The organism is uncultured Roseovarius sp., assembly GCF_913054395.1.
Classification (GTDB): Bacteria; Pseudomonadota; Alphaproteobacteria; order Rhodobacterales; family Rhodobacteraceae; genus Roseovarius.
In genome coordinates this window covers 1-22,277 of the sequence record NZ_CAJXIP010000053.1, presented here as the reverse complement: position 1 = coordinate 22,277, position 22,277 = coordinate 1, and the positions used below count along the sequence as shown (strand labels likewise).

Sequence of the window (22,277 nt, the reverse complement as noted above, 5' to 3'; positions counted from 1 at the left end):
TCAATATCGATAATGCATCATTATGCAGTGCAAGGCAGGACTACAATGGCAAGGCCCACTATGGCACGCCACCCACAGGCTCAGGCCAAAACAGCGCAAACGACAAACGGCCCCGCCTGAAGGCAGGGCCGCCCAACCAGCATGAATATTCTCAGCGGGCCTTCTTTTCCATGGATCGCGTCAGTCTATTGTCGCGCGCTCGCGGGGCTTGGCCCAAAGCTGGGCGTCAGGGTCCGACACGACCGCCGCACCGTGACCGACAACATCGGATACCTGCGACTCAGAATAGCCCAGCTCCCGCAGAATTTGCGCAGAATGCTCACCAAGAAGTGGTGGCGGCAGGGTCTCCGCTACCGGACCCAGCAACGAACCAAGCGGCAATTCCGGTGTCTGGAACGCATATCCGCCAAAGCCAAAGTCCGAGACCTTCTGCCCCGATTTCGCCTGCGGAGCGTCCAGCACGCGATCAAGCGGCAAGACCTCGGTGTGACCCACGCCACCGGCATCGAGCCTGGCAACGAGATCATCGAAATCAACATTGGCGACGGCCCCCGTGACAATCGCTTCGACATCCGGGCGCCGGGAGCGCCGCTGGCGCAATGTGGCAAGCTCAGGATCTGCCGCCAGATTGACGGCAGCGCAGAATTTCCGCCAGTGATCATCCGTGAGCATCACAAGGTAAATCCAGCGCCCGTCGCGGGTTTCATATGCGCCATAGCCAGGGATGGAAAACTCGGCCGACGGCTCCTGCTCGGGTCGGCCAAGCAGTTGCGTCTTGAGCTGCACGCCCAAGAGGTCGCGCGCCGCGATGTGCAAGCCGGTTTCATAAAGCCCGATCTCGATGTTGCGTCGCTCTTCGGTGCGATCTGACATAAGCGCCGAGAGGACCGCGATGGCCGCATAGCAACCCGCAAACTGATCGTGATACGAGGGGCCAAGCCGCGCCGGCCGTCCGTCGGGGCGGTTGTAATACATCACGCCGGTGGCTGCTTCCGCGATGGGATTCGAGGCAACCTGCTCTTCCAGCGGACCTGCCCCATAGCCCTTGATGTGGCAGAATATGATGTCCGGATTGATTGCATTGCAGGCCTCGAAAGTGACACCCAGCTTACGCGCAGCAGAGGGCGACAGATTCTGCACGACGATGTCCGCGCTCGCGATCAGCTTGCGGAACGCTGCCTGCCCCTCGTCGGATGTCACATCAAGGCAGAGGCTGCGCTTGCCCCGGTTGAACGCGAGATAGCTGCCGCTCGGCCCGCCGCGCACCAGCCGTCGCGTCGTTTCCCCCACCGGGGGTTCGATCTTGATGACGTCAGCGCCAAGCTGATTCAGCAGATGCGTGGCAAAGGGCGCAGCGATCATGCTGCCCAGCTCTATCACAGTCTTTCCTGCGAGAATTCCATTTTTCATGCATTTTCTCCTTGCCCGCGATCTATAAATATGGCTGTTTTCGCGGATATTACATTTTTTCCTTGCCAGACACAGAATGCATAATGCATTATCAATGTGTCAAGGGCGATCTGAACGCCAGCAAAGAGGAGGCTAAGTTCAGTGTGCCATGGGCGCGAAATGTCTGAAGGTTGCGTCGCGGAGTAGAGTCGCCCCAGGGCGGCACCGTGTCAGCGGCCATGAAATTCAGTGATACACAGTCTCTGGGAGGAGAAATCATGCTGCAAAAACTTTGGAAAGGACCTGCGCTTGCCGCTGCCACAGCCGTCGCGCTGGTCGCGGGATCCGCGAGCGCCGAGTCCGGAATCGACATGGAGAACAAGGTAGTCACCATCGGCGCCTTCACTCCGGTCACGGGCCCGGTCCCATTCTACGCCGTTCTTACTCACGCCGCCGAATCCTATTTCAAGATGATCAACGAATCCGGCGAGGTAGATGGCTGGACCTTCAACTACATCACGAAGGATGATGGCTATGACCCCGCGCGCAGCGTTGCCACGGCCCGGAGCCTGGTTGAAGACGACGGCATCTTTGCGCTTTCCGCCCCGATCGGCACAGCGACCAATGTCGCCGTCATCCCCTACGCCAAGGAAGCCGGCGTTCCGATAATTGGCCCGGTTGGCGGGTCGAGCCAGTTCTTCGAAGTTCCCGCGGTATTTCCGCTGCTGCCCGATTACGGCTGGTCCGCCGGATCTTCGACCGAATACGCGGTGAACGGCCTTGGGCACACAAAGATCGCCATACTGTGGGAAAACGACGAACTGGGAAAGTCGGCCAAGCGTGGTTTTGACCTCGTCATGGCGGATCTCGGGATCGAGCCCGCAGAATCCATCCCCTTCGATGTGAAGACAACCAGTTTCAGCGCTCATATCCGCCGCATCCAGAACTCCGGTGCGGAATCCGTGCTTCTTTACGGATCGAATGCCAACCTCGCGGCAGCACTCAAGGCCGCCGACCTGCAAGGCGTAGATGTAGCCTGGTTTGCACCTTTCTTCACCGCCGATCCCTCCACGCTTAAGCTGGCCGGGGATCTCCTGGAAGGCGTCCACTTCTCTTCATGGCTGCTGCCCGTGTCGAGCGACGAGCCCGAAGTGGTGGCCTATCGCGAGTCGAGCGCCAAGTATTTCCCGAACGATCCGGTCGGCGTACTGGGCCTGAACGGCTGGAGTAATGCGGCCCTGTTTCACAAGGGGTTCCAGCTGCTGCTCGATAGCGGGGACGAGATCACGCGTGAAAACCTCGTGAAGGCAATGAACACGATGACGGATGCGGCTGTTGGTGGCGCACGCGGCGTGACCTTTAGCGCGGACGATCATCGCGGCACCCGTCAGGAAGGCATCATCCAGTACAAGAACGGTGAATTCGTGCTCGTGCGCGAGTTCCGGCCCTACCCAGACGTCGCGTTCAACGCCTCAAAGGGCGAATAACGCTGGCAATCCTGCCCGCTGGCTCTCTCGCCAGCGGGCAGGCGTTCACCTTAATCGAAAGAAAGGGGCAATCCATGTCCTCCATACCAGTCAGCGGGCCGGCACGGCTCGACGGCAAGACGGCAATCGTTACGGGAGCGGCTGGCGGCATCGGTCGTGCGACCGCACTCGCCCTCGCAGAAGCTGGCGCGACCGTGGTCGCCACCGACATCGCGGAAAGCGCGGAATTCGAACACGATCACATAACCTATCGCCGCTACAACGTGACTTCACGCGACGAAACGACATCAGTTCTGACCGAGACGCGAGATACGTTCGGCTCCATCGACGCACTGATCCTCTGCGCCGGCACGATCTCTCACAAGCATCTGGTGGATTCGACCGACGACGAATGGCGGTCAATTCTCGATGTGAACCTGATGGGGGTCGTGAACCCTGTTCGCGAAGTTTTCCCAATCATGGAAGCCCAGGGCTTCGGCAAGATCGTCGCCCTTGGATCCATCGCGTCGAAGATTGGCGGCGTGGCCTCTGGCCCGTCCTATGTTGCGGCAAAGTCGGCCGTGCATGGCCTGATGAAGTGGGTTGCCAAGAATGGCGCCGCCAAAGGGATCTATGCCTCTGTCATCGCCCCGGGCCCGGTCGAAACGCCGATGTGGGAAACCGTGACGCAACGGTCTGCCCCCTCGCCCAATGGCAATGTGCCGCTGGGTCGTTTTGGCCAGCCCGAGGACATTGCCCAGGCGATCCTCTTCCTCGCCTCGCCTGCGTCCAACTGGATCACCGGTACCGTTCTCGACGTGAACGGTGGAATGTTGATGGATTGATGCGATGAAAGATACAGATACCATAGGATTTATCGGACTTGGCGTTATGGGCGGCCCGATGTGCCGGAACATCGCGGTAAAGCATCCGGGGCGCGTCCTCTGCTTTGATTTGTCCGAAGAGGCCGTCGCCGCGCTGTCGGACACGAAAGCCGAGCGCATGGACTCGGTTGAAGCGCTTGCAAAAAAGGCGGACATAATCTGCCTGTCCCTGCCGGGCGGCCCCCAGGTACAGAAGGTCGCTGGGATGATTGGCCCCGTCGCGGGCGCCGGAAAGGTCCTGGTCGACCTTTCGACAACAACCGTAAGTTCGGCCCGCGAAACCGCCGCCATGCTGGAATCGCACGGCGTGGATTTCGTTGATGCGCCCGTTGCCCGCACCCGCGAGGCCGCGCAGCAGGGCAAGCTCAGCATCATGGTTGGCGGCAAGCCCGCGCCTTACGAGAGAGTTCTGCCGGTTCTTGACTACATGGCCTCGGACGTCACCCATGGCGGCGACGTCGGAGCAGGCCAGGTTCTGAAGCTGGTGAATAACATGCTGGTCTTTGCCAATACGGTGGCACTGGCCGAGATGATCGTCCTAGGTGAACGGGCCGGGGTCGATGCCAACACGTTGCTCGATGCCGTCTCTAAGGGCTCGGGCGACAGTTTCGTGCTGCGCAACCACGGCAAAAAGGCGATGGCGCCCCGTGAGTTCCCCGAGAAATCCTTCCCGGCGGAATATGTCCTCAAGGACATTTCCTACGTCTTTGACCTGGCCGACGAGACGGGCACCTTCATTCCTGCCGCAGACCAGGCTCGTGCCTATTATCAGGCCGCAGTCGAGAAGGGGTTCGGCAGCAGGTACTTTCCCTCGGTCATCCAGCTTGTGGAAACAGATGAAATGGAGCGGAGCACATGAGCTTTTGGGACAGTCTGATCTATGACCTTTTCCCGCTGATCTGGTCCGGCACGATCACCGGGTGCCTCTATGCGCTCGGCGCTCTCGGGCTGGTGATGATCTTCAAGTGTTCCAAGGTTGTGAACTTCAGCCACGGGAATGTTGCGGGCCTAACGGCATTTCTGGTCTATGGCCTGTCCTCGGGGGTGTTGATGTCGCTGAGCTGGGGCGCGGCCGTTCTTCTGGCCATGCTGGCCGCAGTCGCCATTGCCTTCCTGATCTATTCGATCATCTCGCCCGTTGTTTTTGAGTCCGACCTGACATCGACCATCGCCACACTCGGTTTCGGGCTTATTGCCCAAGGCATCACGCTGCTTGTTTTCGGGGCTGACATCGTGGCGCTCGACCTGCCCATTCCGCGGTTTGCCATGTCGGTGCTGGGGCTTCTGGTTACTGGATATGACCTGACCGTGCTTGTCGTGGCCATTGCTACCATCGGCGCGCTCTTTATCGTGATCGACTACACCAAGCTGGGTATCGCCTTTCGTGCGATTTCGGAAAACCCGTTTGCAGCCGAGGTTTGCGGTCTGAACCTGAAATCGGTGCATTACTTCGCCTGGATCACGGCGGCGATCCTGGGGGTGATCGGGGCGCTGCTTATCGTTCCGACAACCTTCCTGTCCGTGACGACCGTTGCGACCTTCATGTTGCAGGCCTTCGCGGCGGCCGTGATTGGAGGGTTCGCGTCCCTGCCCGGCGCCCTTATCGGAGGGATCCTTGTCGGCGTGATGATGAACCTTTTCACCTTCTATGTCTCGCCCGAGTATTCCTCGACCTTCCTTCTGGGGGCAATCCTCGTGGCGCTGAACATCTTCCCGAACGGCATCCTTCAGAAAGTCGGAGGCACCCGTGTCTAATCATGCGACCCACATAACACCCGACCAATCCGTTTTCACACGCCTGTCCAGCGTCGCCACCCCAGGGGTGACGGCAGGGATCCTGGTCGCGGCGCTGATCGTCATGCCCTTCCTGCTCGGCGGGTCCTGGACATTCACGCTTGGCCTTTGCTTTGCCAACTCGATCGGCGTGCTGGCAGTATCCCTGCTGGTCCGCTACGGCGGAGAAGTGTCGATCGGGCACACCTTTTTCACCGCGCTTGGCGCCTATTCGATCGGCGTGCTGGATGCCCGGTTCGGCATCTCGCTCTGGGCGTCCGTGCCGCTTGCCCTGTTACTCGGTGTGACCTTCGGCATTCTCTTCGCCTGGCCGTCGCGCAACCTGCACGGCATCTACCTGGCGGTGACGACGCTCGCACTTGCGCTGGCAGTGCCGGAGATGATCAACAACTTCGACATCCTGACCGGCGGATATGAAGGCCTTTATGTCGCCACCCCCTTCATTCCGGGCATGAGCATGGGAATGCAACGCTATTACTTCGCCCTTGTCATGCTCGTGATCGTCTGTTTCGCGGTTGCGCGGTTGCGGCTGTCGCGACAGGGCATGGCGCTGTTGCTGGCCAAGACCCACCCGGCAGCTGCTGACGCGTTTGGGACACGCCGGGTCTGGGCCCGGATCTCGATCATGGGAATCAGCGGCGGGATCGGCGCGCTCTGCGGCGCGGCACTGGCCTTCTCCGGCTCCACTGTCTCGCCCGGCGGCTTCACCTTTTGGCAGGCAATCTTCCTGCTGGTCGGCTCCGTGGTCAGCTTTTATGGCCTGTCCCTGCCCCGTGTCCTGCTCGGCGGTGCCTTCGTCACCCTGGTGCCACAGCTTCTGTCGGCGTCCGGGGCGTGGATCCCGGTTTTCTATGGTCTCGCGCTGCTGGGAATGATCCTGCTCGGCCACTACATGCCGCGCATCCGCAAGGCCATGTCCCGCATTTCGGAGGTTTCGTGATGGACCAGATGACAAATGCCCTGCGCGGTGAGGGAATCGCGCTCTCGTTCGGTGGGATCAAGGTGCTAAAGGGCCTCGACGTGGAATTCCGCGCGGGCGAGATCACCGGGCTGATTGGGCCGAACGGCGCGGGAAAGACAAGCCTTTTCAACTGCCTGACCGGGGCCTATTCCCCGCAACAGGGCACGATCTCTTACGCCGGAATGCCGCTGAACGGCCTGCCCCCCGCCGCCCGCGCAGCCAAGGGCATCGTCCGCAGCTTCCAGCATGTCGCGCTCTGTCCGGACCTGACGGTGCGGGAGAACGTGATGATGGGCATCGCGCGCAACTGCACGGCGGGCTGGCTTTCGGCATTCCTCCCCCTGCCCCGCGGCAGAACGGAACGCGAGGAGATGGCGCGCGCCGCCGATACCGCGCTGAGCGACCTCGGACTGCCGGATGTCGGTGACAAGTTCCCCGGCGAACTGCCCCCCGGCATGCAGCGGCTGGTCGAGATCGCCCGCGCGGTGGTCGGCAAGCCCTCGGTCCTGATGCTGGACGAACCGGCGGCTGGGCTGAACAACTCCGAAACCCGCGACCTGACGGCTGTGCTGCGCAAGCTCGCCTCAACCGACCTGGTCATGGTCGTGGTCGAACATGACATGGACCTCGTCATGTCCATCTGCGACCGGATTTACGTGTTGAACTTCGGTGAATTCGTCGCTGTGGGCAGCCCCGAGGAAGTGCGCAACAATCCCGACGTGGTCCGCATCTACCTGGGGAGCGATGACGATGAGTGAACTTCTGAAAGTCGAAAACCTGTCCGTCGCCTACGGCTCTGGCGCACCTGCTGTAAACCAGGTGTCCTTCACCGTCGATCAGGGGGCGGTGGTTGCTCTGCTCGGAGCGAACGGCGCGGGCAAGTCTTCGATCATGAAAGCCGTTTCCGGCCTCACACCCGCCACGGGATCCACCGTCTTCGAAGGCGAAGATATCGGCAACCTGCCTGCACGTGCCCGTGTCGCCCGGGGCATCGTCTATGTCCCCGAGGGACGCGAGATCGTAGGCGACCTGACCGTGCGCGAGAACCTCATTCTGGGTGGGTATCAAAAGGCCGCGTCAGAGCGGAAAAAGCGGATGGAGATGGTACTCGACCTTTTCCCCGAGATTGCCGAGAAGGTGGACCGCCATGCATGGCGCTTGTCAGGCGGTGAGCAGCAGATGCTGGCCATCGGCCGCGGGCTGGTCGCGGACCCCAAGCTTTTGTTGCTCGACGAACCTTCGCTTGGTCTTGCGCCGTTGCTTGTGCGGCGGGTCTTCGACCGGCTGGCCAAGATCCGCAAGGAATCCAACCTCGCCATCGTACTGGTCGAACAGAACCTCGCCGTAACGATGCGCCTGTGTGACGAACTGCACTTCCTTCGCGGCGGACGGATCGTCGGACACCGCAGCGCCGACGAACTCAAGGATGAAACGGCCCGTCAGGAGGCGATCGACGCCTATCTCGGCGCGGCTGCCGCCTGAGGAGAAATCAATGAAGACCTGGGAAATATACGCCATACGGCACGCCACAAACGAGACCCGCTCACGTGGTGTCAACTTTATCAGCGACCCCAACCCAACCGCGCCCCTGACGCTGGACTTCTTCTGCTGGGTATTGAAAAGCGGCGATGACGTCGTCGTGGTCGATACCGGAATCGACCCGGCAAAGGGCGTGAGGAACGGGCATGTGCAGGTGATGAGCCCGCCGGACGGCTGGGCTGCGCTCGGCATCGACCCGGCGCAGATCTCGACCGTGGTGCTGACCCATGCACATTACGACCACCTGGGCTATCTTGACGCCCTGCCGAACGCGCAATTCCACATGCAGGCCGAAGAGATGGCCTATGTCACCGGCCCCTGGATGGAAAAGCCGACCTTCCGCCATGCCTATTGGCCGGACGAGATCGCTCGACTGGTCCATCTTCTGTATGACGGCCGTCTGCACTTGCATGGCCGCGAATTCGAGGTGGCCGACGGGATCAGCGCCCACTGGGTCGGTGGCCATTGCGCGGGACAGGAAATACTACGTATCTGGACAGAGCGGGGCTGGGTCGTGTTGGCATCTGACGCTTTGCACTATTACGAGGAATACGAACGCGGCATTCCCTTTACCGTCGCCTTCAACATTTCAGACATGATTGCGGCCCATGACCGAATCCGGGAACTGGCAGACAGCGACGATCATGTCCTCCCCGCCCATGATCCGAGGCTTCTGGAGCTTTATCCTGCGGTCAGCCCTGAAATGGCGGGCCGTATCCTGCGACTTGACACGCGCCCGGAGATTACGCCATGAAGGAATGCATTTTGCACCCCTGCGACACGACGGGGGGAGGGGTAAGTGATGGAAAACCTGACGAAACACCAAACCAAGGAAGAGTACGTCGCGGATTTCCTGCGCGAAGGGATCATCTCGGGTCAGTTTCCGCGAGGCGCCAAGCTCAAGCAGGCGCAAATCGCCGAGATGATCGGAACCTCGATCACTCCGGTCAGGGAAGCCATCAAACTTCTGGAGGCCGAGGGATTCGTCCTTGGCTCGTCGCACCGTGGGGCGATCGTGGCGCCTTTCGACATCAATGCGACCGAAGAGATCACCGATCTGAGAGTGACCCTGGAATGCAAGCTGGGCCTGAAGGCGGTCAGTCGGCTGACCCCGCAGGACATCGACAAGCTACGCACCCTTCAGGATCAGATCGAGGACGCCGCCGCACGGGGCGACCGGGACGCGGTCCGGTCCATCAACTACCGGTTCCACGAGCTTATCTATATCGCGGCGGATCTGCCGCAGACGCTGCGGTTCGTGCGCGCACTCTGGGCGCGGTATCCGTTCGACCTCATCAACCGGCTGGATCAGCGGATCGACCGCGCCTCGCAGGAACACCGCGAGATGCTGAGCGCCATTATAGCTCGCGACGAGGCCGGATTCCTTCAGGCGCTGCGGACGCACATCCGCTCGGCCTGGGACGAATTCAAGGCCAGCTACTCAGAATAACACCCCGCGCCCTTTCTGGCACGGGGCCCTTCCCCAGCCTGAAAGGACACCGCAATGGCATCTGACACAATACTTCTTGTCATGGACATGTTAAACGACCTCGTCCACCCCGACGGTATGGGCGCCAAGAGCTATGTGCCCCTCATGCAGGAGCGCGGGGTTTATGACGCGACCGAGCTTGCGATCAAAAAGGCACGGGCAGCGGGCGTTATGGTGGGCTACGTGCGGGTCGGGTTCTCTCCGGATTACGCGGAATGCCCCCCAGGATCGCCGGTATTCTCCAAGGCGCGGGACAACGATGTGTTTAAGCTGGGCACGTGGGGGACCGAAGTGCTGAGCCAGTTCGCCCCCCAGCCCGGCGATCCAGACATCATCAAGCACCGTGTCAGCCCGTTTTACGCGACCAAGCTAGAACCCTTGCTGCGCGCGCAAGGCATCCGTCGGCTGGTTCTGTCGGGCGTTTCCACGAACGGCGTCGTCTCGGCGGCAGTGCGCGAAGGACACGACCGTGACTATACCTGCGTCCTGCTTGAGGACTGCTGTGCCGGTGCGACCCAAGAGGAGCACGAACACGCCATGTCCGGGCTGCGCCGCTATGCGCAAGTGACCTCGGCGGCGGATGTCACCTTCTAAAAGACTCACCCCATTATAATGCATTAAATTTTCGCCCCGCGCGACATTCACACTCGTATTTTAGGCTAAATTGGTGGAAATGCTCAAAAATAAGAGGAAACTCGCCCCTTGACTGTCTCAAAAATAATGCATTATATGAAAAACAAATGCACACTGCCCAAACACCATCATCAGACAGACAAGGAGATCCAACTATGACAACCGCAGAAAAGACCAGGAACGACGAAGCCAAGGGCATGGGTGGCGCGCCCGCCGAGGGCAAGATCACCGACGAAGCGATTGCTGCCGCAGAAAAGATGGTCGGCCTTCAACTGCGCCCCGAGGGCCCCTACCTTCAGGACGCGACCGCGGACACACTGCGCAACTGGTGCAACGGCATCGGCGACCTCAACCCGCTCTACCGCGATCCGGGCTATGGCGCCGAATCTCGCTACGGTACGCAACTGGGTCACCCGATGTTCCCGATGGCGCTTGGCTGGATCGGCCGCACCCGCTGGGGCCTGCCGGGGGTGCATGGGTTCTACGCCGGCAACGACTGGGAAATCTTCCGCCACATCCGCCCCGGCGACCGGGTCAACGCCGTCGAACGCGTGATCGGCATTGATGTCAAGGAGAGCAAGTTCTCCGGTCGTCTGGTGCTCCAGTACGTCGAGGCAACCTACTTCAACCAGCACGGCGACATGCTGTCCCGCGCGCTTGGCACCTGCACGCGCCACGAACGCAAGGCGGCACGGGACGCGGGCAAATACAAGGACATCACCACCTACGAATACACGCAGGAAGAATTCGAACAGCTCGACGCTTGTATTATGGAAGAACCGATGAATATCCGCGGTTCCAAAGTGCGTTACTGGGAAGACGTGACCGAAGGCGAGAGCCTCGACACCATCGTGCGGGGCCCGCTTTCGCTAATGGACACCATGGGCTTCCTCGTCGGCTCCGGCCGTGGTCACACCCATGGCGTGGTCTTCCAGAGCGCGATGAAGCACCCCGGTCACTTCTTCCGCAACCCCGAAGCGGGCGGCGGCATTGAATACACCGGCATCGGCCACCACCGCGAAAGCACCGCCAAGGAAGTCGGCGTGCCCGGCGTCTACGATTACGGCCCGCAGCGGTCGTCCTGGATGGCATCCATGGTCACCAACTGGATGGGCGACGCGGGTTTCCTCAAGCGGGTTCGCACCGAGATGCGGCGCTTCAACACCATGGGTGACAGCACCTGGTGCAAGGGCAAGGTCTCGAAAAAATACATCAAGGACGGTCACGCCCTGGTCGACATCGAAATCTGGGGCGAGAACCAGCGTGGTGAAGTCACGACTCCCGGCATCGCCACCGTCGCCCTTCAGTCACGCGATCCCGGGCTTCGGGTCTTCCTCGACTGTGGAAACCTCGAACTGGACCTCCCGGTCGTTCGCTAAGGAAAGGAGCCCGGCCATGACCGACAAGCCTCTCACGGGCCTTCGTGTCATCGAACGCGCCTCAGGCGTGGCCGCAGCACAGGCCGGGCGCCTGATGTGCCAGATGGGTGCCGAGGTCATCATGGCCGAACCGGCGGGCGGCACCCCCATAAGGGAAGAGCATCCACTTCTTCCCGGAGGCCAGAGTGCGCTGTTCACCTACCTGTCCGCAGGCAAGTGCAGTGTGATCTGCGACCCGTCAAACCCAAGCTTTCGCCAGGACATGGACAAACTCCTGGCGGAGGCCGACATCTTCATCGACGACACGCCAGTCGCAGACCGTACCGCGTTGGGACTCGACGAAACGACGATCGCGACGACCCATCGGCATATCGTACATCTCTCGGTGCTCCCCTTCGGTGCTTTCGGACCGAAAGCCGGATGGAAAGGTGAAGAGCTTAACTTGATCCACGCGGGCGGCGAAGGTTTCCTTTTGCCAAACGGTCTTTCGGCCGACCTTTTCCCCGATCGTCCGCCGCTCAAGATCGCGGGGCATTTCGCCGAGATGCAAGGCGGCACCACGGCGGCAATGGCCGCGCTGGCCGCGCTTTGGACCGGCGAGGGCCAGTTCGTGGATGCCTCGGTTCAGGACGCGAATGTCGCGGTCGGAGCCTTTGGAATTCAGCGTTTTGGCGACGGGTCGGTCGAACACCGCCTGACCCGCTCGTTCAAGTTTGGCGGCGTGATCGAATGCGCGGACGGCTATGTCGAACTTCTGACGCTTGAGCCGCGTCAGTGGCAAGGCCTTCTCGATCTGCTCGGGGCCGATGACTGGGCCCAGGACGCCAGCCTGGCCGACGAGGTCGGACGCAGCGCACGAGGGGCCGAAATCAACGAGCGCATCCGCGGATGGGCACGACACCAAAAGGTCGAGGATCTGGTATCAGAGGCGCAGACCCGCGGCGTACCCATGGCGCGTTACAATGCGCCTGAGCATGTCCTGATCGGGTTGCAGGAAACTGCCCGGGGCATCTTTTCAACGCTCCAGACACCGGATGGCCCTGTGAAGGTGCAATCCCTGCCATTCCGTTTTGGGCCAGACGCCCTGCCGGTCAGCGAAACACTCCCCAGTCCCGGAGCGGACCAGTCCATCCTGACTGGCGACAACGGCAGGAGGGCCTCCGCATGAAACCCCTTGCAGGACTCCGCATCGCCGATTTCACTGTACATGCCGCAGGGCCATTCTGCACCCACATGCTTAGCCAGATGGGCGCCGAGGTGATCAAGGTCGAAACCGCACTGAGGCCGGATATTTTCCGCAAGCCGCACGCGGTCTACGGCCGTCAGGGCCCTGCGACTTTCGATCAGGTATCGTCGAACAAGCTTTCCGTTCGTCTCAACCTGAAACATCCCGAAGGCGTTGCACTCGCGAAAAAGCTGGTTTCCATCGCCGATATCGCCGCCGAAAGTTTCCGCGCGGGCGTCATGGCGCGATTGGGGCTCGGATATGACGTCTTGCGCGAAACAAAGCCCGATATCGTCATGGTTTCCGTTTCGTCCTCGGGGCAGACGGGCCCCGAAAGCCATTTCGCCGGATACGCCCCGCTGTTCGGGGCCTGGGGCGGGTTGGGCTACCTCTCGGGCCATGCCGATGGGCCGCCGGTAGAGATGCGGCACGTCATGGATCACTCGGTCGGGATGCATGCTGCACTGGCCACTCTGGCCGCATTGCATCGTCGCCGCCGTTCGGGCCTTGGGTGCCATGTGGATGTCGCCGCACGCGAGGTCGCCTCATCGCTGGTCGGTGATGCACTGACTGCTGCCTCGGCAGGTGTCACCGTCGGCAGGATGGGCAACGACGACATGACCCGCGCGCCGCACGGGCTCTTCCCCACAGTTAACGCGGACCGCTGGCTTTCGATTGCTGTTTCGACCGACGCTGAATGGCAGAAACTGGCAGAGATCATAGGCCAACCGCAGCTTGGAAGCGACCCTCGCTACGCCACGCAGTCTAGCCGCCACGCGCACCGCCGGGATCTTGATGATCCCGTTGCAGCTTGGACCGGCGCGCAAAAGGGCGAGGCGGCCGCTGACCAGCTTCAGGCGGCCGGTATCGCCGCGCATCTTTCGTGGGCTGCATCCGACATTGTCGCGGACCCGCACATGAGGGCGCGGGGTTCAATCCTTGAAGTTACCGAAACCAACGGCCATCGTCGCGCCGCTGTCGGCCGTCCCGCCCGGTTCGCCGGGGATGATGCGCCCGGTATCACGCGCGGCACCCCCGCCCTTGGTGGCGACGAGGACTACGTATACGGCGAGCTTCTGGGCCTCAGCCGGGCTCGGATCAATGCCCTGGTCGATGACAAGGCAATATATTGAAGGACTCACGATGACCACACCCCCCGATTATTCCGAAACCGTAGGCCGCACCGAAAGCCATGTGCAGATGATCTCGGCAGAGCGCGCGGCCGGTCTGGCCGCGACGCTGGACCTGGACCACGCCCCGGGGAATGGCGACCCGCTGCCGCCAGGCTGGCACTGGCTTTACTTCAATCCTTTCGTGCTGCGCCGGAATGTCGGTTCGGACGGGCACCCCAAGCGCGGTGGATTCCTGCCTGACGTCGCCCTTCCCCGCCGCATGTGGGCTGGCGGGCGGCTTGTCTACCACGCGCCGCTGACCATCGGGAAAGAGGCCGAGAAGACCAGTGAAATTCTTGCCGTGAAGGAAAAATCCGGTCGCGCGGGGCAACTTGTTTTCGTGACGGTACGGCATCGTCTGTCGCAGGACGGCACAGTTTGCATCGAGGAAGAACAGGACATCGTTTACCGCGAGGCCGCCACCCCCGGCTCCCCCAAGCCCGAACCGGCCCCCGCCCCCGGCGGCGCCACCCGGTCCGAGACGGTCACGCCGGACCCGGTGCTGCTTTTCCGCTATTCCGCGCTGACCTCGAACGGACACCGGATTCACTATGACCGCATTTATGCGCGCGACGAAGAGGACTATCGCGACCTTGTCGTGCACGGCCCGCTGACCGCGACCCTGTTGCAGACCTTTGCCACCGCCGCACAGGGCGGACGGCTGGCGCGGTTCGAATTCCGCGGGATGGCCCCTCTCTTCGTCGATCGTTCTTTCACCCTGGAAGCCGGGGCAGAGAAAGACGGCACGATATCACTCTGGGCCAAGGGGCCGGATGGCGAACTTGCCATGCAGGCCAGCGCCGTGGTTGGACCCGCCTCATGAGTATGCCGCGCAGCTATCTCTTTGTTCCCGGTCGCATGCCCGAGCGGTTCGCAAAGGCCGCAGGTTCGGGTGCCGACGCCATCATCCTCGACCTGGAGGACGCGGTAGGCCCCGAGGCAAAGCCCGAGGCGCGCGCGAACGTTGTCCACTGGTTCAACTCCGGCGGGACAGGGGTTGTACGCATCAACGGGATGGAAAGCCCGTGGTTCGAAGACGATCTTGCCGCGCTCGCCACCTGCGACGCCACGGCGGTCATGGTACCCAAGGCCACACCGGAAAGTCTCTCTGAAGTGGCCGCAAGATTGCCGGGGCGAGCGCTCATTGCGTTGATAGAAACCGCAGATGGCCTCGCCTCGCTTCGCCGTTCTGTCACTTGCACCGGTGTGGCCCGCCTTGCCTTTGGCAATCTCGACTTTGGCGCGGACACCCGTATTCCGGGAACCGGCCCCATCCTTGACCCCGCCCGTTTTGAAATCGTGCTGGCGTCACGCCTTGGCGGACTTGCGCAGCCGATCGACGGCGTAACCGCCGAACTGAAGGATGCGGGAATTCTGGGCGAAGAGGTCGTGCGGTCCCGCATGCTGGGCTTCGGGGCAAAGCTGTGCATTCATCCCGCGCAAGTAACGGTCACGAACGAGGGGTTCACACCCTCTGCAGCCGAAGTCGACTGGGCCACGCGCGTCCTGTCGGCATTGTCGGCGGCGGAAGGTTCCGTTGTGCAGGTCGACGGCAAGATGGTCGACCGCCCGGTGATCGAACGCGCGCGGCAGGTCTTGGCTGACGCTGGCCAGACCGTAAAATGACCCGTTCCCTGCTAGACGTCGGCAAGGCGTTGCGCAGGGGCGGCAAAAGACCGGTCCGCGGAATAAGTGCTGGCCAAACTCTGTATTAAGGGTAACAACAGCAAACAAAGTCTCAGGGAGGAGACCATGAAACACACGTTTATCGGAGTCCTAACAGCCGGTCTGATGGCTTGTGGAGGTGCCTATGCAGAGGACATTCTCTTCGGGTCGACCTCGGCATCGTCGAGCCATTACGGCTACATCGTTGCCGTCGGCAAACTGATCAATGAAAGCGGCGCGGGGCTGAACGCCACCGTGGTCGAGACCGGCGCCACCATGGACAACATCCGTCGCATGGAACGCGGCCAGCTTGATCTGGGTATCATCACCACGAATGTTGTGCAGCACGCCGTTGCGGGAACCAACGAATTCGACGGCAAGCCGCAGGATCTCCAGATGCTGTGGGTTTACGCGCCGTCGCCGCAGAACGTCATCATGCGGGCGGATTCCGGGATCGAGAGCCTCGACCAACTGAACGGAGTACGACTTAACCCTGGAATCAAGGGATCGGCCACCGAAACCACGACCGAGGCGGTTTTCGATGTGCTGGGCATCAAGCCCGAATACGTGCGCGGTTCAACCACGGACATTGTGGACGCGATCAAGGACAACCGCCTGCCCGGCTATGTTAAGTCAGGCTCGCCGACCGCGCTTGACAGCTCAACCATGGACCTGGCCACGGCCACCGAGATTCGGGTGCTCGGGGTGACATTGGAGCAGGCCGACAAGATCCGCGCGAACATGCCGGACATTTCGATCGTTGACATCGCCGCAGGCGTGGCCGAGGGCATTCCAGCTTACACGATTTGGAGTTTCGGGGTTGGAATCGCCGCCCCCACCAGGATGTCTGAGGAAACTGCCTATCAGATCGTCAATGCGGTGATGTCAGACAAGACCGCACAGGGCAACGCCATGGCCAGTGTCAAGGGTGCGGACCTAGCGCAGATGACCCTTGATTATTCCACCGTACCACTGCATCCCGGCGCGGTCCGCTGGTTCGAAGAAAATGGCTATTCCGTCCCCGACAAACTTAAACCGACCAACTGACGTGGCGGGAAAAGTGCGAATACCGGACCCCCGGCGGCCGGTGGCGCTGATCGTTGGTGCCTTCGTCTTTTATACAGCTGCCACCGGACCGTTTGAAAGCCTCATCCAGCGCGCGATCTTTCTCGCGCTGGTTATCTGCCTTGGCTTCACGCTCTATCCGCTGGGCAAGGGCAAGCCGTGGCGACCGGTCGGGCTGGCGGTGGACATTGCGCTGATGGCGGCGAGCGTTTCCGCCTGCGGCTACATCATCCTGAACTACGACCGCATCATGACCGAATTGCCCTGGGCCACACCTTACGACATGGCGCTGACGGGGGGCCTCGTTCTTGCGGTACTGGAACTGGCGCGACGCACTGTCGGCCTGATCTTTCCTCTGCTGGTCCTGGCCGGGCTCGCCTATGCCCGGTTCGGCGCCTACATGCCGGGCTCGCTGCGGCACCGGGGCTTTGACAGTTACTATATCACCGAAACGGTCTTTCTGGGCGACTTGGGAATCTGGGGGATGCTCACAGGCGTTGCCGCCACGGTGATCGCCGCCTTTGTGCTGTTTGGTGCCTTGCTTTTGCATACCGGCGGCGGGCAGGCCTTTATTGACTTGGCAATGCGCCTTGGCGGACGGCAGGTTGGCGGCGCGGCCAAGATCGCGACCATCGCCAGTGGCCTTTTCGGTATGGTTTCCGGGTCTTCCGTCGCCAACGTGGCGACGACGGGCAACTTCACCATTCCAATGATGATCCGCCTTGGCTATCCTCGGCCGTTTGCCGCAGCGGTCGAGGCGGTCGCTTCGACCGGCGGACAGATCGCCCCACCGATCATGGGGGCCGCCGCGTTCGTCATGGCCGAGATTGTCGGCCTGCCCTACACCGACATCATCGCGGCCGCGCTTTTGCCGGCGATCCTGTTCTACGTTGCGGTCTTTTTGACCGTACACTTCGTTTCGCTCAAGCGCGGTCTGGCGCTGGTTCCGTCCGAAGAACTGCCAAGTTGGGCCGATATCCTGGCACCGCGTCATATAGGTCCGGTGATCGCGGCGCTGACAGGGCTGGGCATCGGATTCTGGCTGGGACGTTCCGTCGCGACCTCGGCCTTCTACGGGATCATGGGCTTGCTGACGGCTTTCATCGCCACCCAGATCGGGCGGTCTCCCCCCCACGAGATGATCCGCAAGGTTCTGGCCGGGATCGAGGATGCGGGCCGGGGTCTTGTCATCATCGGGGTACTTCTGGCCGGGGCGCAGGTACTGGTGTCGATGGTCAATCTGACCGGCGCCGGTGTTGCCCTGTCCTCGGCCATCGTATCGCTGGGCGGCGATTCCATCTTCATGATCGCACTTATGGTCGGTATCGTCTGCCTTATCATGGGGATGGGTCTTCCGACCACAGCCGCCTACGTTCTGGTAGCTGCCGTGTTGGCACCGGCGCTGACCGAGGTCGGCGTTCCGATCCTGACGGCGCATCTGTTTGTCTTCTACTTCGCCACAATCTCGGTCATCACGCCACCGGTCTGTGTCGCGGTATTTGTCGGGGCGGGGATCGCGCAGACCAACTGGGGGCCCGCCGCATTCGTGGCGGTGCGGTTCGCCGCCATCACCTATCTCCTGCCCTTCCTGCTGCTGTTGTTCCCCGGCATGGTGCTGGAGGGAGGCGCTCTTTCGATCTTCGATGCGGCCCTGGCCGGGTTGATTCTGGTTTTCGCAATTCCTGCTTTGCTAACTCGCATCCGTATCACCCACAGCCGGCTTCTGGACCGGGTGGTTCTGGCTACTGTGATCGCGCTTGCCATCTGGCCGCATCCGGCAACGCCCGTCGCCGCCGCCGCGATCCTCTTGGCGGTCTGGGGTCTGGCGAGATTGTCAAAGCGCGTGTCGCCATGAAAACTCTGCGCATCGGGACCGGAGCGGGATTCGCCGGAGACAGAATCCGGCCAGCCGTGGACCTGGCCCGGAACGGAGCGCTCGACTATCTGGTCTTCGAATGCCTAGCCGAACGGACCATCGCACTGGCACAGCTCGACCGGCTGAACGATCCCGCCGCCGGCTATGACAAGCGGCTGGACCAGCGGATGCGGGCTGTGCTGCCGGACTGTCATCGTCATGGCACGCGCATAATCACCAACATGGGCGCAGCCAATCCGCTGGAAGCGGCGCGGCGCACGGCAGAGATCGCCGCCGAACTGGGGCTGAAGCTCAGGGTTGCGGCTGTAGTGGGCGATGACGTGCTGGACCGGATCGGCCCCTGCATCCTTGATGAAACCGGGTGCCCGGCCAGCGACCTAGGTGACCGACTGGTATCGGCCAATGCCTATCTCGGCGCCGAAGGGATCGTCAAGGCGCTGGCGCGAAAGGCGGATATCGTCATCTGTGGCCGCGTGGCCGACCCCTCGCTGTTTGTCGCGCCGATGATACATGAATTCGGCTGGGCGCTGGACGACCATGACCTGATCGGCCGGGGCACCGTCGTCGGGCATTTGATGGAGTGCGGAGCGCAGGTGACGGGCGGTTACTTTGCCGATCCGGGGGTAAAGGATGTGCCCAACCTCGCGACAGTGGGCTACCCGATTGCAGAGGTCGCGGAGGACGGGACCGCAATCATTACCAAGCTTGCGGGCACCGGCGGGCTGGTGTCTCGTGAGACCTGCATCGAGCAGCTGCTCTACGAACTGCACGATCCGGCGCAGTATTTCCAGCCTGACGTTGTCGCGAATTTTTCCGGCGTGGATTTTTCCGAAATCGGGCCGGATCGGGTTGCCGTCACCGGCGGGACAGGTGCCCCTGCGACAGGACGTCTTAAGGTATCGGTCGGGGCGAGGGATGGCTGGATCGGACAGGGAGAGATATCCTATGCGGGGCCCGGGGCCGTGGCCCGTGCGCGCCTGGCAGGAGAGATCACGACCGAGAGGCTCGGGCACATCGCCAACCAGATCGAGGATATGCGGGTCGATATCATCGGGCTGGACGCAATTCTTCCGACCGATGCCTTTGCTCCAGAGCCGCGCGATGTCCGCCTGCGCATTGCCGCAAGATGCACCGACACCGAGGTCGCGCGCGCCGTTGCCGACGAGGTGGAAGGGCTCTATCTCAGCGGCCCAGCAGGCGGTGGAGGCGTCGCCACGACAGTGCGCGAGGTCATCGGCATCCGGTCGACCTATCTGCCCGCGGCAGAGGTCAGCACCTGCGTTCACATGTTCGGAGAGGCAGGATGAAACTCCACGAGATCGCCCATGGCCGGACCGGCGACAAGGGAACCACCTCTAACATCTCGATCATCGCCTACCGCCCCGAAAACTGGCCCCTGATCGAATCCGAGGTCACGGCGGACCGTGTGGCCGCGATCTTTGGACCGGATGTTGATGTGACTCGGTATATGCTTCCGCAGCTTTTCGCGCTGAACTTCGTGGTGAAAAATGCGCTGATGGGCGGGGTGACGCGCTCGGTGGCACTGGATGCGCATGGCAAGGGTCTGGTCTACGCAGTTCTCGATATGCGCCTTTAGGCTCGCGCGGCAGCAAGCGCTACCAAGATGGGGTCTGTTCCGGTAGCGGGCAGGATAGTACGCTAAGGCTGAAACTAGTCGCTAAACCGTTGTTTCATTTTGACCAACCGTAATGCCTAGATGGGTCTTCATTTCTCGCTGCCCTAGCGGCGTAATGATCAGAACTCGGCGCTCTTTGGCACGTGTTATCCAACCGGCATCGTCAACTTGCGTGGCCCGCTCTGAAATCGTACCGACCGACATGACAAAAACCAAACACTCCGGCGGCTTCAAAGGCAACCGTTTCCCACCTGAGATCATTGCATATGCGGTTTGGTCTTATTTTCGGTTTTCCTTGAGCCTGCGCGATGTCGAGGATCTACTTGCGGCGCGCGGCATCATCGTGAGCTATGAGACAATCCGGAAGTGGGTTGGCAAATTTGGTACAAAGTATGCCGCTTCCATCCGGCGGGATCGGCCTGCGCCGTCTGATAAATGGCACCTTGATGAAGTGGTCCTTCCTATCCGCGGGCGCAAATTCTGGCTTTGGCGCGCGATCGACAGCAATGGTGACGCTCTTGATATTCTGGTTCAATCTCGGCGTAACGCGCGCGCAGCGAAACGCTTTTTCTGCAAGCTATTCAAACAATATGGGCGACCGCGCGTTGTGATCACGGACAAGCTCGGCAGCTATAGTGCGGCTTTGAAAAGCCTCGCGCCCGGTATCGACCACCGCAGGCATAAGGGCTTAAACAACAGATCTGAAGGCTCGCATCAACCGACGCGGCGCCGAGAAAAGATCATGGCCCGCTTCAAATCGCCTGGCCAAGCACAGCTCTTTTTGTCTGTCCACGATCAAGTCCAAACCGTATTTCGCCCTCGCCGCCACAAACTATCCGCCCCTGCTTATCGACAATCTCGCTCAGATGCTCACAGCATTTGGGACGACATCACATGTGAATTGAAGGCCGCTTGACTAGGGCTGTGGGGCTCCTTCTCGGAAAAATTCGATAAGTTGACGATGCCGTCCGAAATATTACCGACCTTATGGTCATTCCCGACGTACCATAGCGGACACTTAGTCAGTATATCGTGGATAGCTCAATGGGGCTAGCATTGCCTAAAGCCGTAGATTGCACGGTGTGATGGCTTGGGGATATCTACTGGTTAGTAAGGTTTTAGTAGGGAATGTACGTCAAACGTTCTCTGACTCGGTCCGGCACCGTCCAAGTTCGATCCTCAAAAAAGTGATTTAACCGTATGGGGTTAGATAACTTCAGGCAGTTTCTTCCGGCTACGTCAAACTCATGGACGGCAAAATTCACAATTAGTAGGTCGGCTGTGTCCATCTAATTTTTACCAAGCCGAGCAGCCGCTATACGGGCACTGCAATCTTCTTATTGGTACGAGCTTGTCCAACGCCCCCTCCCGCAACCAACACTTCCAAGCAATAATAACGCGTTAACGCCCCGAGGGGCGCTTCTTGCGTTTTGGCAGTCAGGCTTGGTGCTACGCTAAAGCGCAAAGAAAAGCACCTAATCGCCACGCTAAAGAAACCAATAGTGCTAAGAGCTACAGAAACGGCCCAAAGGAGCCATTCACTGGCCGGTTTTTCGCTGCACCGCAGCGTTCCAATTGCTGGCATGTGTTTGTAGCACGGAATATATTCGATTTGCCTCAATTCACTTTAGCGATGTCGCAGACCAGCGCAGTCGCGGGTGCCTCGCTTCGATTGTAGACCCAGTGAACGGTGTCCTCCTTCTCGGGAAAGGTGCCGAGTGTTGCGGCTTGAAACTTCTGCTCGCCATCGGGTTGGCCTTCGACCCAGGTTCCTTCGATCACTGTGACGATTCCGGGACGATCCTTGTGGCTGTGTTCCGCGATCTGGCCACCGGGTGCAATTTCGATGGCGCGCATGCGCATGGTGTAACCCTCAAGGCCAATGGTCGCCTCCATAGTATCCGCAGAGAGTTCGGCCAGCATATCGACCGAAAGCCCGGAATGTTCCTTAGGGCCAGACATCGTCGCAAGTACAGGCCCGGTTGCAACGGTGACAATGCCTGCTGCGACGCCAAGTATGAAAGTAGTGAACGGTCTTTTGCAATTTGTCAGGTCCATGATGATCTCCTATATTATCAAAATGTTGCCAGTAGGAGAAACGGTA

Annotated in this window: 22 protein-coding genes; 20 read left to right on the top strand and 2 right to left on the bottom strand. The window is 60.9% G+C overall.

Going from position 1 to position 22,277, the window contains the following annotated elements; genetic code table 11:
* Nucleotides 1-180: 180 nt before the first annotated feature.
* Complete coding sequence (locus tag QZ522_RS09390) at nt 181-1,410, bottom strand: CaiB/BaiF CoA-transferase family protein (RefSeq protein ID WP_294610259.1); 1,230 nt, start codon at nt 1,408-1,410, stop codon at nt 181-183.
* A 257-nt stretch (nt 1,411-1,667) separates the two neighbouring features.
* On the opposite strand from QZ522_RS09390, the gene QZ522_RS09385 reads away from it, so the two are divergent.
* The 20 genes from QZ522_RS09385 to QZ522_RS09290 all read left to right on the top strand — a co-directional run bounded on the left by QZ522_RS09385 (nt 1,668) and on the right by QZ522_RS09290 (nt 21,089).
* On the top strand, nt 1,668-2,876 hold the full coding sequence (locus QZ522_RS09385; protein ID WP_294610256.1) for an ABC transporter substrate-binding protein: 1,209 nt from the start codon (nt 1,668-1,670) through the stop codon (nt 2,874-2,876).
* Nucleotides 2,877-2,950: 74 nt separating this feature from the next.
* Nucleotides 2,951-3,700: an SDR family oxidoreductase gene (locus QZ522_RS09380; RefSeq protein WP_294610254.1), complete on the top strand. Its 750-nt coding sequence runs from the start codon at nt 2,951-2,953 to the stop codon at nt 3,698-3,700.
* A gap of 4 nt (nt 3,701-3,704) precedes the next feature.
* Complete coding sequence (locus QZ522_RS09375; protein WP_294610251.1) at nt 3,705-4,598, top strand: NAD(P)-dependent oxidoreductase; 894 nt, start codon at nt 3,705-3,707, stop codon at nt 4,596-4,598.
* Nucleotides 4,595-5,494: a branched-chain amino acid ABC transporter permease gene (locus QZ522_RS09370; RefSeq protein ID WP_294610248.1), complete on the top strand. Its 900-nt coding sequence runs from the start codon at nt 4,595-4,597 to the stop codon at nt 5,492-5,494. Before QZ522_RS09375 ends, QZ522_RS09370 begins: the two co-directional genes overlap by 4 nt.
* Before the next feature lie 67 nt (nt 5,495-5,561).
* Entirely contained in the window at nt 5,562-6,473 is a 912-nt protein-coding gene (locus tag QZ522_RS09365; RefSeq protein WP_294610245.1) for a branched-chain amino acid ABC transporter permease, read from the top strand.
* On the top strand, nt 6,473-7,252 hold the full coding sequence (locus QZ522_RS09360; protein WP_294610242.1) for an ABC transporter ATP-binding protein: 780 nt from the start codon (nt 6,473-6,475) through the stop codon (nt 7,250-7,252). Before QZ522_RS09365 ends, QZ522_RS09360 begins: the two co-directional genes overlap by 1 nt.
* Nucleotides 7,245-7,976 carry an ABC transporter ATP-binding protein gene (locus QZ522_RS09355; protein ID WP_294610239.1) on the top strand — a complete coding sequence of 244 codons (732 nt, stop codon included), beginning with the start codon at nt 7,245-7,247 and terminating at the stop codon, nt 7,974-7,976. Before QZ522_RS09360 ends, QZ522_RS09355 begins: the two co-directional genes overlap by 8 nt.
* A gap of 10 nt (nt 7,977-7,986) precedes the next feature.
* Entirely contained in the window at nt 7,987-8,787 is an 801-nt protein-coding gene (locus tag QZ522_RS09350; protein ID WP_294610236.1) for an N-acyl homoserine lactonase family protein, read from the top strand.
* 48 nt (nt 8,788-8,835) lie between these two features.
* A complete protein-coding gene (locus tag QZ522_RS09345; RefSeq protein ID WP_294610233.1) occupies nt 8,836-9,483 on the top strand; it encodes a GntR family transcriptional regulator in 648 nt (215 codons plus the stop codon).
* Between the two features lie 54 nt (nt 9,484-9,537).
* On the top strand, nt 9,538-10,116 hold the full coding sequence (locus tag QZ522_RS09340; protein ID WP_294610230.1) for a cysteine hydrolase: 579 nt from the start codon (nt 9,538-9,540) through the stop codon (nt 10,114-10,116).
* Between the two features lie 194 nt (nt 10,117-10,310).
* A complete protein-coding gene (locus QZ522_RS09335) occupies nt 10,311-11,534 on the top strand; it encodes a MaoC family dehydratase N-terminal domain-containing protein (protein ID WP_294610228.1) in 1,224 nt (407 codons plus the stop codon).
* Between the two features lie 16 nt (nt 11,535-11,550).
* Nucleotides 11,551-12,702 (top strand): CoA transferase, encoded by a 1,152-nt coding sequence (locus QZ522_RS09330; RefSeq protein ID WP_294610225.1) that lies wholly within the window; start codon nt 11,551-11,553, stop codon nt 12,700-12,702.
* On the top strand, nt 12,699-13,892 hold the full coding sequence (locus tag QZ522_RS09325) for a CoA transferase (RefSeq protein WP_294610222.1): 1,194 nt from the start codon (nt 12,699-12,701) through the stop codon (nt 13,890-13,892). Before QZ522_RS09330 ends, QZ522_RS09325 begins: the two co-directional genes overlap by 4 nt.
* Before the next feature lie 10 nt (nt 13,893-13,902).
* On the top strand, nt 13,903-14,754 hold the full coding sequence (locus tag QZ522_RS09320) for a MaoC family dehydratase N-terminal domain-containing protein (RefSeq protein WP_294610219.1): 852 nt from the start codon (nt 13,903-13,905) through the stop codon (nt 14,752-14,754).
* Complete coding sequence (locus QZ522_RS09315) at nt 14,751-15,557, top strand: CoA ester lyase (protein ID WP_294610216.1); 807 nt, start codon at nt 14,751-14,753, stop codon at nt 15,555-15,557. Before QZ522_RS09320 ends, QZ522_RS09315 begins: the two co-directional genes overlap by 4 nt.
* A 126-nt stretch (nt 15,558-15,683) precedes the next feature.
* A complete protein-coding gene (locus QZ522_RS09310) occupies nt 15,684-16,643 on the top strand; it encodes a TAXI family TRAP transporter solute-binding subunit (RefSeq protein ID WP_294610213.1) in 960 nt (319 codons plus the stop codon).
* A gap of 13 nt (nt 16,644-16,656) precedes the next feature.
* The gene (locus QZ522_RS09305; RefSeq protein WP_294610210.1) at nt 16,657-18,516 is read left to right on the top strand and encodes a TRAP transporter fused permease subunit; all 1,860 of its coding nucleotides are present in this window, start codon (nt 16,657-16,659) and stop codon (nt 18,514-18,516) included.
* Nucleotides 18,513-19,844 (top strand): acyclic terpene utilization AtuA family protein, encoded by a 1,332-nt coding sequence (locus QZ522_RS09300; protein WP_294610207.1) that lies wholly within the window; start codon nt 18,513-18,515, stop codon nt 19,842-19,844. The genes QZ522_RS09305 and QZ522_RS09300 overlap by 4 nt, the downstream gene beginning before the upstream one ends.
* A complete protein-coding gene (locus QZ522_RS09295; protein ID WP_294610204.1) occupies nt 19,841-20,134 on the top strand; it encodes a hypothetical protein in 294 nt (97 codons plus the stop codon). Before QZ522_RS09300 ends, QZ522_RS09295 begins: the two co-directional genes overlap by 4 nt.
* A gap of 241 nt (nt 20,135-20,375) precedes the next feature.
* Nucleotides 20,376-21,089 (top strand): IS6 family transposase, encoded by a 714-nt coding sequence (locus QZ522_RS09290; RefSeq protein ID WP_294610202.1) that lies wholly within the window; start codon nt 20,376-20,378, stop codon nt 21,087-21,089.
* Between the two features lie 701 nt (nt 21,090-21,790).
* Here QZ522_RS09290 and QZ522_RS09285 read toward each other — a convergent pair.
* Nucleotides 21,791-22,231, bottom strand: coding sequence for a cupin domain-containing protein (locus QZ522_RS09285; protein ID WP_294610199.1), 441 nt, complete (start codon nt 22,229-22,231; stop codon nt 21,791-21,793).
* Nucleotides 22,232-22,277 lie beyond the last annotated feature (46 nt).

Bases quoted from the DNA above. Each gene is read 5' to 3' on its own strand.
- QZ522_RS09390 (WP_294610259.1), bottom strand. From the start codon at position 1,410: ATGAAAAATGGAATTCTCGCAGGAAAGACTGTGATAGAGCTGGGCAGC.
- QZ522_RS09385 (WP_294610256.1), top strand. From the start codon at position 1,668: ATGCTGCAAAAACTTTGGAAAGGACCTGCGCTTGCCGCTGCCACAGCC.
- QZ522_RS09380 (WP_294610254.1), top strand. From the start codon at position 2,951: ATGTCCTCCATACCAGTCAGCGGGCCGGCACGGCTCGACGGCAAGACG.
- QZ522_RS09375 (WP_294610251.1), top strand. From the start codon at position 3,705: ATGAAAGATACAGATACCATAGGATTTATCGGACTTGGCGTTATGGGC.
- QZ522_RS09370 (WP_294610248.1), top strand. From the start codon at position 4,595: ATGAGCTTTTGGGACAGTCTGATCTATGACCTTTTCCCGCTGATCTGG.
- QZ522_RS09360 (WP_294610242.1), top strand. From the start codon at position 6,473: ATGGACCAGATGACAAATGCCCTGCGCGGTGAGGGAATCGCGCTCTCG.
- QZ522_RS09355 (WP_294610239.1), top strand. From the start codon at position 7,245: ATGAGTGAACTTCTGAAAGTCGAAAACCTGTCCGTCGCCTACGGCTCT.
- QZ522_RS09350 (WP_294610236.1), top strand. From the start codon at position 7,987: ATGAAGACCTGGGAAATATACGCCATACGGCACGCCACAAACGAGACC.
- QZ522_RS09345 (WP_294610233.1), top strand. From the start codon at position 8,836: ATGGAAAACCTGACGAAACACCAAACCAAGGAAGAGTACGTCGCGGAT.
- QZ522_RS09340 (WP_294610230.1), top strand. From the start codon at position 9,538: ATGGCATCTGACACAATACTTCTTGTCATGGACATGTTAAACGACCTC.
- QZ522_RS09335 (WP_294610228.1), top strand. From the start codon at position 10,311: ATGACAACCGCAGAAAAGACCAGGAACGACGAAGCCAAGGGCATGGGT.
- QZ522_RS09330 (WP_294610225.1), top strand. From the start codon at position 11,551: ATGACCGACAAGCCTCTCACGGGCCTTCGTGTCATCGAACGCGCCTCA.
- QZ522_RS09325 (WP_294610222.1), top strand. From the start codon at position 12,699: ATGAAACCCCTTGCAGGACTCCGCATCGCCGATTTCACTGTACATGCC.
- QZ522_RS09320 (WP_294610219.1), top strand. From the start codon at position 13,903: ATGACCACACCCCCCGATTATTCCGAAACCGTAGGCCGCACCGAAAGC.
- QZ522_RS09315 (WP_294610216.1), top strand. From the start codon at position 14,751: ATGAGTATGCCGCGCAGCTATCTCTTTGTTCCCGGTCGCATGCCCGAG.
- QZ522_RS09310 (WP_294610213.1), top strand. From the start codon at position 15,684: ATGAAACACACGTTTATCGGAGTCCTAACAGCCGGTCTGATGGCTTGT.
- QZ522_RS09300 (WP_294610207.1), top strand. From the start codon at position 18,513: ATGAAAACTCTGCGCATCGGGACCGGAGCGGGATTCGCCGGAGACAGA.
- QZ522_RS09295 (WP_294610204.1), top strand. From the start codon at position 19,841: ATGAAACTCCACGAGATCGCCCATGGCCGGACCGGCGACAAGGGAACC.
- QZ522_RS09290 (WP_294610202.1), top strand. From the start codon at position 20,376: ATGACAAAAACCAAACACTCCGGCGGCTTCAAAGGCAACCGTTTCCCA.
- QZ522_RS09285 (WP_294610199.1), bottom strand. From the start codon at position 22,231: ATGGACCTGACAAATTGCAAAAGACCGTTCACTACTTTCATACTTGGC.